This is a genomic window from Solicola gregarius (assembly GCF_025790165.1).
GTDB lineage: Bacteria > Actinomycetota > Actinomycetes > Propionibacteriales > Nocardioidaceae > Solicola > Solicola gregarius.
This window is the reverse complement of the sequence record NZ_CP094970.1, coordinates 3,957,596-3,969,691: the sequence shown is the minus strand read 5'-3', so window position 1 is coordinate 3,969,691 and position 12,096 is coordinate 3,957,596. Positions and strand designations below refer to the sequence as shown.

6 protein-coding genes are annotated in these 12,096 nt (G+C 67.4%); 2 read left to right on the top strand and 4 right to left on the bottom strand.

What is annotated here, in order from left to right:
• The first annotated feature begins 107 nt into the window (after positions 1-107).
• Complete coding sequence (locus L0C25_RS19405) at positions 108-776, top strand: GntR family transcriptional regulator (protein WP_271633426.1); 669 nt, start codon at positions 108-110, stop codon at positions 774-776.
• A gap of 352 nt (positions 777-1,128) precedes the next feature.
• On the opposite strand, the gene L0C25_RS19400 is transcribed toward L0C25_RS19405, so the two are convergent.
• Together L0C25_RS19400 and L0C25_RS19395 are read right to left on the bottom strand one after the other, a co-directional pair.
• A complete protein-coding gene (locus tag L0C25_RS19400) occupies positions 1,129-4,935 on the bottom strand; it encodes a glycosyl hydrolase (RefSeq protein WP_271633425.1) in 3,807 nt (1,268 codons plus the stop codon).
• Entirely contained in the window at positions 4,932-8,072 is a 3,141-nt protein-coding gene (locus L0C25_RS19395) for a glycoside hydrolase family 78 protein (protein ID WP_271633424.1), read from the bottom strand. The genes L0C25_RS19400 and L0C25_RS19395 overlap by 4 nt, the downstream gene beginning before the upstream one ends.
• Before the next feature lie 223 nt (positions 8,073-8,295).
• Here L0C25_RS19395 and L0C25_RS19390 point away from each other — a divergent pair, with 223 nt between their 5' ends.
• Entirely contained in the window at positions 8,296-10,182 is a 1,887-nt protein-coding gene (locus L0C25_RS19390) for a hypothetical protein (protein ID WP_271633423.1), read from the top strand.
• A gap of 406 nt (positions 10,183-10,588) precedes the next feature.
• Here the strand turns inward: L0C25_RS19390 and L0C25_RS19385 are convergent, their stop codons facing one another.
• Both L0C25_RS19385 and L0C25_RS19380 read right to left on the bottom strand, forming a co-directional pair.
• The gene (locus L0C25_RS19385) at positions 10,589-11,479 is read right to left on the bottom strand and encodes a hydroxymethylglutaryl-CoA lyase (RefSeq protein WP_271633422.1); all 891 of its coding nucleotides are present in this window, start codon (positions 11,477-11,479) and stop codon (positions 10,589-10,591) included.
• Positions 11,436-12,092, bottom strand: a complete 657-nt coding sequence (locus L0C25_RS19380) for an isochorismatase family protein (protein WP_271633421.1) — start codon at positions 12,090-12,092, stop codon at positions 11,436-11,438. The genes L0C25_RS19385 and L0C25_RS19380 overlap by 44 nt, the downstream gene beginning before the upstream one ends.
• Between the last annotated feature and the right edge of the window lie 4 nt (positions 12,093-12,096).

The window sequence follows — 12,096 nt, the reverse complement described above, 5'->3', positions numbered from 1 at the left end:
AGCAACAGGGCCGCATGCAAGGCGATCTACCTCACACGTCGGGAGCGCTTCGCAGGATAGGCTGGAACTCAATCGGGAGAGATTGCATGTAGCAAGGGAGTGGGCCCATGACCCAGATCGGAACCGACTCCGAGGTCGGACTCGCCGAGCGCGCGTACGTATCGCTGCGCGACGCGATCCTCGCCCACGAGCTGCGGCCGGGTACGCGGCTGTCCGTACCGGTCGTGGCCGAGCGACTCGGCATCAGCCGGAGCCCGGCGCGCGAGGCGATCGCGCGGATCGCCCACGAGGGCTTGGCCAGCGTGACGCCGAACCGAGGCGCGATCGTGGCCGATCTGGCCGAGGACGACCTGGTCGAGATCTACCAGCTACGCGAGGTACTCGAGGGCCTGGCGTGCCGGCTCGCGGCGCCACTGCTCACCGACGCAGACGCCGATCGACTCGACTCGCTCGTCACCCAGCACGCCTCGGCCGTCGAGGCGAACGACGTCGAGCGCCACTACGAGGTCGACTCCGCGTTCCACTCGGCGATCCGCGACGTCGCAGCGAACTCCCGCCTCTCCTCCTCGCTCGATCTGCTGCAGGGACAGGTCCGGCTGGGGATGTACCGAACCCACCGCTCCCCCGGCGGCATGCAGCAGGCGCTCTCCGAGCACCGCCTCATCCTTGCCTCGCTCCGCCTCGGCGACGCGGAAGTAGCCGAGGCCGCCGGCCGTGCACACATCGCCCGACTCCTCCGCGACCTGCGTACGGTGCCGGAGCCCGTCGCCACCTAGCTGCGCGCGTTTGGAGACTTCGGGTGGGTTCCGCGGCCGTGCGTCGACCTCGAGCCTCCAACGGCGACGGCGACGGCGACGGCGACGGCGACGGCGACGAGCTCAGCACGCCCGGGCCCGCCCGTTTGTGCAACGGCCGGCTAAGGCCTTGCCGAGCTCACGGTTGCGCGGGCGTAGGACCAGCGGCGGTCGACGATGAGCGTGGCCGGGCCCAGCCAGCCGGCGACACGGTCGCGTTCGCGTCAGAAGACCTCCGCGGTGCGATGTGGATGCGTGATGGCTCCACACCGCACCCGGAGGCCTGCGTGATGGTCCCGACGACCCGCCGTGCCTGAGGTCCCGCCCCGGACGTCTAGGGGACGATGCGTACGGCGTCGATCGCGACATCACCCGTGCTGGTGAGCGGGTCCAGCCGGAGTCTGGTCAGCGACGCGTCCTCACCGGAGACCTCCACTCGGTACGTCCGCTGTTTCCCTGACTCGACAGTGAACCGCCCGCTGCGGGCCTCGGCGAAACCGCCGTCCGTGGTGGCCCAGAACAGCTGACCGCTGCCGCCGACCGACGATGACATCACGATCTCCACCGTGACGCCGTCGGTCAACGGGACGGACACCTTCGGACCAACCAGATACGGGTCGCCGCCGACAGAGCGGAACCGCAGTGCGCCGTCTGACGCGGTGAGATCCTCGATCTGGTTCTCAGCGCTCCAGCCCTCTGTATCGCCTTCGGTGTCGAACTCCCAGGCGGCGTACGCATTGGCGACCTTGACCGTCGTGGTGCGCGTGATCGTACGCCCGTCGGCGCCGGTCAGCCTGAAGTCGACCGATGTCGAGCCTTCGGGAGCGTCTGCCGGTGGTGTCACGACGACGTCGACGGTGGTGCTGACCTGCGCTCCGTTCGAGGGCACGGAGATGTCGACCGACGCGGGATCAGCCTTCCATCCGTCGGGAACCATCGTCGCCAGCGACGCCTCGAGATCCGCGGGTGCGATTCCGTCGACCGTGGCCGTGAACGTGACGGGGTGTCCCGGCAGAACCGTCGCAGACCGTGGCTCCAAAGTGAGGTCGATCGATCTCACCTCCGTGTCCTCGGCGAGCTCGAGCTTCACCTCGCGCTGCGGTCGCACCGCGACCGGGCCGAGGAGCCCGGACGGGTTGTCACGTCCCTCGATCTCGTTGGACGGGGTGTTGGTCACCGTCACCTCGACGACGTTCTCGCCCTCGCGAAGGAGGTCGGTGACGTCGACCACGTAGGGCGTCCAGTCGAGCGCATCGGCGTGCTTGCCGTTCACAGTGACGTCGGCGAGCTCGCGTACGCGCCCGAGGTCGAGCTGCGCACGCCGCCCCTTGGCGAGGAAGCCCTCGGGCACCGTGAACCGCTTCGTATAGGTACCGGAGCCTGAGTACTTCGCGTCGAGGGCCGTCCATGACCCCAGCGGCCGCGAAACCGTTTCTCCAGCAGAGTCGTCGTCGAACCGGAAATCCCAGTCGCCGTCGAGCGCGAGTGGCTCCAGTGGGTCGTCGACCGTCGTCACCGCGCCGTAGGAGTGCCCGCGGAACTCACCCCGCGCGTAGACCTCGCCGGGCTTGTCCGCGATCAGGGTCGCCCGAAGTTCACCGCGGGAGGCCTTGATCGACCCCGGGACCGCATTCGTCGCCGTCAGGTGCGCGACCTTCCCCGGCGGGTGCGCTCCCGGCCGGAATGTCACCCAGCGCGCCTCGTACGGGGCGAGCGTCAGCGGGACGACCGTACGGCCGCCGCTACGCCTGAACACCGGGGCGATCTTGGTCGTTCCCGTCTCGGGATCCCAGAACTCCGGCGTCGCCGAGGCGTCGAAGCGCGCCGTGGTCCGCTCCTCCTTCCCGGAGAGGTTCACGACCAGGAACGCGTCATCTGCCTTGCGCTTGACGTGGCGCACCCGGACGTCGGGCGCATTGTCGAGCGTCACGCCGGGCGTCACGCGCTCGTGAACCAAGTCGGCGAGGCCAGACCGATCCGGCAGGTACGCCGCCAGTCCGTTGCGTCCGTGCCGGCGCTTGGACGCAACGGGGTCGGACGGGTCGGTGCCGAACAGCGCCTTCAGCCGAGTACGCAGTGCGGAGTCGCGTCCGGACGCTTCGTGCGTCGCCAAGCCGTCCACCGCGACGACGGTGCCACCGCCGGCAACGAGCCTCTCCAGAGTACGGACGGCGTCGAGCGACAGCACCGACGTACGAGGCACCACGACGGCCTGCCAGCGCTGATCGCGCAGCGCAAGCGCACCGTTGCGTACGCGCAGGTCCACGTCGAGGTCCTCGTCACCGGCCAGGGCCAGCTCGTCGAGGTAGTCGAAGTCGAGCTGCGCCTCGAGCAGATCGTTGGACGTGCCCTTCCACGAGTCGTCGACCGGCCCCAGCGCCGGCCCGTTGCCCGCGAAGCCGCGGACATCCCATGGCGTACCGGCGGCCATCACCGACGAGCTCGGGTAGAGAACACCGACCGGGTTCACCGGCTTCGCACCGCGCGCGGGCTCGGTGAGCCGTCCAACGAGATTCGCGTACTGCGAGAACCGGGGCCAGAACGTGTTCTGGTCGAACTGGCTCGGTGGCGACTCCGACGCCCGTTTGCCGTCGATCGAGTAGTAGAAGGCGTGGTTGTCGATCAGGTCGACGCCGCCGGCGGCCTCCCAGCTGACGGTGCGTTTCATCTCCTCCATCGAGAGGTCCCAGCCGAACGCACCGAACGTCTCGGCCAGGTTGCGTTTCCGCCCGAAGATGTGGGCGACCGACGAGTTGAGCTTCGGCGTGATCGCGCCCGTGTTGAGTCCGCCGATCAGATCCATGCCGGGCAGTTGGTAGTGCTTGCTCATCTCGAACCAGCTGCCGCCCTGGATCAGCTTGTGGCTGCCGAGGTCCTCCTCGACGAGCGGGTTTGAGATCAACGCGATGTCGTGGTCCTCGGCCCAGTCGGCGAGGGGCTCGGTGTGCGCTTCGTTGTAGCGATCGGACAATGCGTCGTAGTAGTCGACGCGCGCCTTCGTCGTCGCGTCTCCGGCGTCGTACCAGACACCGAGGAGGTCCTTCGTCAGGTCGTACCCAGCGTTCTTGCTGAGGTACGCCCGGAATCCTGGGGTCCACGGGATCGACCCGCGCGAATCGGCACCGCCGCGTCCGTCCGGGAAGTTGTTGTAGAAGCCCGGCTCGTCGTTGAAGATGCCCTGGATCGTCGACCCGAACTGCGGCCCGAACCGCTTGGCGTACGTCTCGTGCGTGATGTCGATGAACTTCTCGGTCGCATCGGGGTTCAGCATGTCGACGTACGGCTCATCCGGCTCGAGGTCCGGGTGATAGTTCTTCAGCGGGCGCTGCACGAGGTGCACCAGGCACCAGTCGCCGTCCGGGGCCTCCCAGGTCAGGTGCCCGTCCTTGATCTGGTCGGTCAACTCGACGGTTGTCGAACCGTCGAGGCGCACGCCGCGGGCGTCACCGTCGGTCACACAGGATCCGTCGGCCGCCTTACGGGCGGCGAGCGTGGCCACCAGCTCGGGCTTCGGACCATCGGCATCGTTCGTTGCTTCGTTGCCACTTCCGGGAACGTCTTCGTCGTACGTGGTGCCGCCCTCGACGTCATGCGCGGTCGGGGCGAGGTACCAAGGAACGTAGCCGAGGTCGGCGTCGACCGAGCGCCCGTCGACGATGCCGCCGCGGACGGTACGCCCGCCGGCGAAGCCGCTAGGCCAGTTGAGGTCGTCGTACAGCCACGCCTTCATCCCGCGACTGCGCGCCTCCTCGAGGACAAACCCGACCTTGTCGAAGTAGTCCTTCGACAGGTAGTAGTCGTTCTCCGTCTTGCCGAACTCGCCTCCGAGACCCTGGCGCGGATGGATGAAGAACTGCTCCACCCCGTTGCTCTGCATCTCGTCGAGCTGACGCTCCAGCTCCTTCTCGGTGAGCTTGCCGTTCCAGAACCAGAACGCGTGCGGCCGGTCGGTGGACGGCGGATCGGCGAACGCGGCGGGGTCGAGACGGCCGGTCGCGTCATCCCAGGCGGGCTCGTTTGATGACGCTGCCGCCGGGGCGGCCGGCGTGGCGTCCACGGCTCCGGCCAGACCGATGGTCAGGGCTCCGGCGGCGGCGGCCACCACCGCACGGCTGGTCCAGGTGGTTGACTGCCACTTCATGCGTCCTCCTTCACGGTGAACCGGTACGTCCCCGAGCCGAGCTCGCCGACAACGGTGCCGTCCTCGACGCGCAGGTCGCTCACGCCCTCGGCCTGGGCCACCGGACGCCCTCGCTCAGTGACTGCGTCGACGCTCGTTGCGGGAATCCGAACGGTCGCCGTAGAGCCGACCGGCACCCGGACCTCGAGCATCAGGCGGCCGTGTCTGCGCGCCCACTGCGAGCCGATGGTGCCGTAGCCGGATTCGTACGACGCCTCTGCGTGATCGAGCCCGCCGCCGGGATGCGGCGCGATCGTGAAGTGCTCGTAACCGGGCGCCGACGGGTCGGGCTGGATGCCGCCGATCGTCTGGTACATCCAGTTGCCGACCGCGCCGTACGCATAGTGGTTGAACGAGTTCATGCTGACGTCGCCGAAGCTGCCGTCGGGCTTGATCGAGTCCCAGCGCTCCCAGATCGTGGTCGCGCCCTTCTCGACCTCGTACCCCCAGGACGGGTACGTCTTCTGATTGATCAGCTGGTAGGCCACATCGGTGTGGCCGGTCCGGGTGAGCACAGGCAGCAGGTCAGGCGTCCCGAGGAAGCCGGTGGCGAGGTGCCAGTCGTGCCGCTCGAGGTTCGCGACCAGCTTGTCGGCGGCCACGTCCACCAGATCGTCGGGCATCAGCTCGAACGAAAGCGCAAGTACATAACCGGCCTGTGCATCACCTGGCAGCGCGCCGTCGTCACCGACGTACTTCTCGACGAACGCGTCGCGGACGTCATCGGCGAGCGCCGCGTACGTCTCGGCATCGTCGTCCTCGCCGATCGCTGCGGCCATCTCCGACAGCTGCTTCGTGACGTGTGCGAAGTAGGCCGTGCCGATCAGGTCGCGCGGGGTGTTGTCGTCGAGGTTGAGCCAATCGCCGTATCCGGCATCGGGCCGGATGAGCCCGTCGCTGTTCTTCTTCAGGTACGCCACCCAGGCTGTCATCGAGTCGTAGCTCTCCTCGATCACCGACGTGTCGCCGTACGCCTGCCAGACCGTGTACGGCACGGTGACGGCGGCGTCGCCCCAGCCGGCGTTGCCCGCTCCGACCACCGGCACGTACGGGACCACGTCGGTCACGGCGCCGTCCGGACGCTGCGCGTCGCGGAGGTCCTGCAGCCATTTGTCACCGAGGAACGTCGAGACGTCCATGTTGAACGCCGCCGTCGGCGCGAAGACGTTGATGTCTCCGGTCCAGCCCATCCGCTCGTCGCGCTGCGGGCAGTCGGTCGGCACGCTGAGGAAGTTGCCGCGCTGCGACCAGACGATGTTGCTCTGCAGCTGGTTGAGCATCGGGTCGGAGGTCTCGAAACTGCCGGACATCGGCGCGTCCGTGCCGAGCACCTTGCCGACCAAGTCGCGCTTGGACGGCTTGTGTCGCAGGCCGGTCAGCTCGACGTACCGGAAGCCGTGGAAGGTGTAGCGCGGCTCGTACGTCTCCACTCCGCGTCCGCGCGCCGTGTAGTAATCGGTCGCTCGCGCGCTACGCAGGTTCTCGGTGTACAGCGTGCCGTCGGGGTTCACCTCCTCGCCATAGCGAAGCCGGACCTTCTGGCCCGACTTCATGCCGCGAAGAGAGAGGCTGACGGTGCCGACGAGGTTCTGCCCGAGGTCGAGGACGTACGTGTCTGGTGTCGGCTCGGTGATCTTCTTGACCGGCATCTTCTGCGTCACCGTAACCGGCGGAGCGGACTGCGCGACGAGCTTCGTGTCTGCATCGGTCTTCTCGACCACCGGCGCCCAGTCACCGTCGTCGTAGCCGACCTTGCCCCAGCCGGGCGTCTCTCGGCGCGCGTCGTACTCCTCGCCGTCCAGGATGTCGGCGTGTGTCACCGGGCCGGCGGTGCTCTTCCACGAGGTGTCCGAGACGACGCGCTGCGTGGAGCCATCGGTGTACGTGATCTCGAGCTGGGTGAGCAGGCCGGGGATCTTGCCGTACAGGTTCGGACCGAAGATCGCGATCTTGCCCGCATACCAGCCGGTGGAGAGTCGCGCCCCGAGTGCGTTCGCGCCCTTCTTGACCAACGAGGTCACGTCGTACGTCTGGTACGGGGTGCGCTTGTCGTAGTCGGTCCAGCCCGGCGCCCACCGGTCGTCTGCGACCTCATGGCCGTTGATGGCAACGTCGTAGATGCCGAGAGCCGTCGAGTACAGCCGCGCCGACTTCACCCGCTTGGTGGCGTCGAACGTCGTACGGAGCTGGGAGGTCAGCTCCGCGTTCGCCTCAGTTGTGGGGTTCCAACGGATGGTCCGGTCACCCGCGACGGGCTCGCCGTCGGCGTACGCCTGCCCCTCGGAGTAGACGTCGTCGGTGTGGCTCCACCACCCGGCAGTGCCCTCCAGATCGGACATCTCCAGGTAGTAGTCACCGGCGGGCGCTGGACTGTCGAGCTTCAGGTCTGCCCAGCTGTTGTCGGGGTGGTCGGCCTCGCGCTTCTCGGCGACGACCTCGCCGTCGGGGCCACCGCGGCGCAGCGTCAGCGTGAAGTCGGAGTCGTTCGTGCTCCACGTCGGGAAGCTGCCGCCGACTGAGTCGAACGGGCGGTCTGTGGTCAACGACTGGCCGAGCGTGTGGTCCGAACGCAGCGACGCGGGATCGTTCTGCTGGTTGTTGGACGTCGGAAGCGGGAGCTCGGTGTCGTGCGCGATCCACTTCGCCGACCAGTCGTCGGCATTCAGCAAACCGGTCTCGAACCAGCTCGGCGCGCTCCAACCGGCCGCGGCACCGGAGGCGTCCCAGACCATCACCTTCCAGTAGTAGCGGTGTCGGGATTCGAGGGGGCTGCCTTCGTAGGTGACCTGCAAGGACTCGGATGACTCCACCTTGCCGGAGTCCCACATGTCCCCGTCGTCACGCGCGAGCGCGGACCTGCTGGACGCGACCAGAACGCGGTACGCGCTCTGCGCCTGCGATCGCTTGGTCGACCTGAGCTTCCAGCCGAACGAGGGAGCGCGGTCGTCGATTCCAAGCGGTTTGGTCAGGTGGTCGCTCGTCAGCGCATACGCGCGTACGCCGCCGCCCGGTGCGGTCGCGCCCGATGAGCTCGGGGCGAGGACGAAGGTGAGAGTGAGCGCGAGCGTGACGACGATGCCCAGCCGACGTGTCCTCATCGCAGTGTCCCTTCGGCGGCCCGACAAGCGCCGCTGACTCGACGTGATTTTGAATTGTTTCAGTCCGACCTTGGCAGTAGCTGCCTATACCCGCAACCCCCATGGCCGCTTTAGGCCACACGGGTACGGACCACAGCTGGACCCGACCGTTGACGATTGTGCGAGCTGCACCTTAAGGTCATCGCCACCAGGAGTGAAACCTTTAAACGAAGGTCGTCGACCAATGGACGCACGCAGGCCAAGTCACTCTCGAGACGTACGACGCCGCCCAGGCAAGGGCTGGAGCGCCACGATCGCGACCGTTGCCCTGGTCGCCTCGATGGGACTCGCGTCCGCGGCGACCGGCGCCGACGGCGCGGACGGCGGCCACCGGGCGGCGGGGCCGATGGCGCAAGGCGCGGTGTCGCCTCCAGGCACCTTCGACCCGGGTCTCCTCACGGCGACCGACGACCTCGGTCGATCCCTTTCCGAGCCCGGCGAGGTCACCAGACCCCGTAAGAACCGGTACGTCGGCCTGTTCTACTTCCTCTGGCTCGGCCAACACGGGCAGTCGGGCCCGTACAACATCACCAAGATCCTCGAGGAGCACCCCGAAGCGGTACACGACCCCGACAACCCCGTATGGGGGCCTTACGGCGCGCATCACCACTGGGGCAAGCCTCTGTACGACTACTACTTCAGTGACGACGCCTGGGTGCTGCGCAAGCACACGCAGATGTTGGCCGCCGCAAAGGTGGACTTCCTCTACTTCGACGTCACGAACGCGTTCACGTACAAGAACGTGTACGACCGGCTGCTCGAGGTCTTCGACGACGTCCGCCGACAGGGGTGGGACGTACCGCAGATCGTCTTCTACACCAACAGCAGTTCGGGCGCGACGATCCAGAAGCTGTACGACGACCTGTACGAGCCGGGACGTTATCGCCAACTGTGGTTCGAACTCGACGGAAAGCCGATGATCATCGGCAACCCCGACGAAGTCTCGCCGGAGATCCGCGAATTCTTCACCTGGCGGCGCAACCAGTGGCCGAACGAACCGAAGAAGAAGGGCGGATTCCCCTGGATCAGCTTCGAACGTCCCCAGGACGTGTTCATGCTCGACGGCAAACCCGACATCGTGAACGTCGCCGCCGCTGTGCACAACAACTTTCCCTTCAGCGACCAACCGTTCTACGGCGCGGGCAACAACTGGTCGCGCAGCTTCCACGACGGCGCGCTCGACACGTCGCCCGGTGCGTACAAATGGGGCTACAACTTCTCGGAGCAATGGGATCGGGCGCTACAGGTCGACCCGCGCATCGTCGCGGTCACCGGCTGGAACGAGTGGGTCGCCCAGCGGCTCGGGGGCGACTTCCCGGGCTGGGACGGCAAGGAGCGGCCCGCGGATCGACCGATCTTCTTCGTGGACCAGGCAACCACGGAGTTCAGCCGCGACGTCGAGCCGATGGCCGGTGGGTACAACGACAACTACTACCTGCAACTCGTCGACTACATCCGTCGCTACAAGGGCCTGGACCCTGCTCCGAAGCCGAGCAAACGACGCCGAATCGACGTCGACAGTGACTTCGCGCAATGGGATTCCGTACGCCCCTCGTACCGCGACTTCGTCCGCGACACCGAGCCACGTTCACACCCCGGCTTCGGCGGTGTCACGTACACAAACAACAGCGGGCGCAACGACATCGACGAGGTCAAGGTCGCACGCGATGCGCGCAACGTCTCCTTCTACGTGCGGACAGTCGACCCGATCGTCGGCGCCGACAAGGACTGGATGACGCTGTACCTCAACGTCGACGGCAACGATGAGAACGGCTGGAAGGGATACGACTTCGCGGTCAACCGTCGCGGCATCGGTGACGACACGACCAGACTCGAAGCGGCACGCGGCGACGGCACCTGGGAGCAGATACGGGCCGTCCACTATCGCGTGGAGGGCAACGAGCTGCAGCTGACGATTCCGCGTAAACCGATGGGACCGAAGGCCCGAGGCACGTTGCATCTGGAGTTCAAGGTGGCAGACAACGTGCCCAGCAGCGGCGATGTGATGGACTTCTACACACAGGGCGATGCGGCGCCCGATGGGCGTTTCACGTACCTCTTCGACGACTAGCCGCAAGCGAGGGAGTGGACTGAGCCGCATCCACGTGTCATGGGAACCCGATGCTGCGCCACGGACTCCAGGAAAATGAATAGCCGTCCACTGACACTGCCCATCCGGCGCAGCGACCACCCCGAGCGCAACCGGCTGGCGCAGCGCTACGACGCCTTCCGTGCAGCGGGATGAGCGAATGTCGTCAAGGCCCGACCGGCACCTGGGCCTGGCGGACAAGCCTCCACGCGCCCCTCCCTGTATCGCTGAGGTAGGTGCGGCTACTCGCGACCGCGCCGCCAGGGGGCTCGGTTGCTGTCCGGTGGCTGACGCCGACCGAACGTGACGTGCGCTGTCGCCGGGAGATTGCGGGGTTGCCGGTGGTCCGGACCCGCTCATACCCCAACAACTCCGCGAACTCTTTGGCTCAGGCCGGTGGAAACCCACCCGCGCGAGCGAGCGCGCTCGGGAGCTCCTTCCCGAGGCGCTCCTCCAACCAGACCGCGGAGTCGATCAGCGAGTCCAGGTCGAGCCCGGTGTCGACGCCCATCCGGCCGAACAGGTACGCGAGGTCCTCGGTCGCGACGTTGCCGGTGGCGTTGGGCGCGAACGGGCACCCGCCCGCACCACCGATGCTGGCGTCCAGCGTCTCGACGCCGACCTCGAGCGCAGCGACCGCATTCGCGATCGCCGTATTGCGCGTGTCGTGCAGATGCAGTCGCGATCCGATCTGCGGTCCTGCCACTTCGATCGCGCACCCGGCCCGGTCGATGATGTCGCTCGGCACCGCGACGCCGATCGTGTCGGCCAGCGCCAACTCGTCCGGCCGCGCGTCGACGACGCGCAGGACGACCTCACGTAGCCGGGCGACGGGCACATCACCCTCGAACGGGCAGCCGAACGACGCCCCGATCGTCACCGTGGTGAACAGCCCGGCGTCCCGGGCACGCGAGACGAGGCCGGCGGCGACGTCGCACGCCTGCCACGTCGTCATGTTCTGGTTGCGTTGGCAGAACGTGTCGGACGCGACCACCACGATGTCGACCTCGTCGACACCGGCCGCGACGGCACGGTCGAGGCCGCGCTCGTTCATCACCAGCCCGGCGTAGCGAACTCCCTCGACCCGTTCGACCCGCGCCATCACGTCTTCGGCATCGGCCAGCTGTGGTACGGCCTTCGGGTGCACGAAGCTGGTGACCTCAACCCGCCGGGCGCCCGCGGATACCGCCCGGGCTACCAGCTCCACCTTGTCGTCGGTTGACAGCTGCGTCGACTCATTCTGAAGCCCATCGCGAGGGGCGACTTCCAGGATCTGCACCGGTTCCTCCGCCCTTCAGATAGCAGCGCGCGGCCGGTTCGGCGATGACCTCCGCGTACTTGGCCTGCAGGTCGTACAGGTTGGCCTCGTGCGGCTCTGGCCCACGATCTCCGACGGCATCGCGTACGACCAGCGGCACGTACCCGTGCTGGATCGCGTCGACCGCGCTCGCGCGTACGCAACCGCTCGTGCTGACTCCGACGATCACGACGGTGTCGACACGCATCGCGTTCAGCGTCGACGCAAGCGTGGTGCCGAAGAACGCGCTCGCATACTGCTTGACCAACACGAGCTCGCCCGTGCGCGGCGCGACCTCCGGCATGAACCGCCCGAGCTCGCCCCCGCCCGCGAGCGCCTTCAGGGCCGGCACCTTCTGCACGAAGACGCCGCCGTCAACGGCATCGGGAGCGAACTCGACCCTCGTGTGGATCACCGGCACGCCGGCCACCCGCGCCACCTCGACGACCCGCGCCGCCGACTCGAGACAGTCCCGCGACGGCAGGCAGAAGGCACTACCCGGCGTGAAGTACGCGGCCATCAGGTCGATCGCCAAGACGGCCGGCCGCTCCCCGGGAGTCAGCGTGCCGGCGAAGCCGGATGCGTGGTCAGCCATCACA

Bases quoted from the DNA above. Each gene is read 5' to 3' on its own strand.
- L0C25_RS19380 (WP_271633421.1), bottom strand. From the start codon at position 12,092: ATGGCTGACCACGCATCCGGCTTCGCCGGCACGCTGACTCCCGGGGAG.
- L0C25_RS19400 (WP_271633425.1), bottom strand. From the start codon at position 4,935: ATGAAGTGGCAGTCAACCACCTGGACCAGCCGTGCGGTGGTGGCCGCC.
- L0C25_RS19405 (WP_271633426.1), top strand. From the start codon at position 108: ATGACCCAGATCGGAACCGACTCCGAGGTCGGACTCGCCGAGCGCGCG.
- L0C25_RS19390 (WP_271633423.1), top strand. From the start codon at position 8,296: ATGGACGCACGCAGGCCAAGTCACTCTCGAGACGTACGACGCCGCCCA.
- L0C25_RS19395 (WP_271633424.1), bottom strand. From the start codon at position 8,072: ATGAGGACACGTCGGCTGGGCATCGTCGTCACGCTCGCGCTCACTCTC.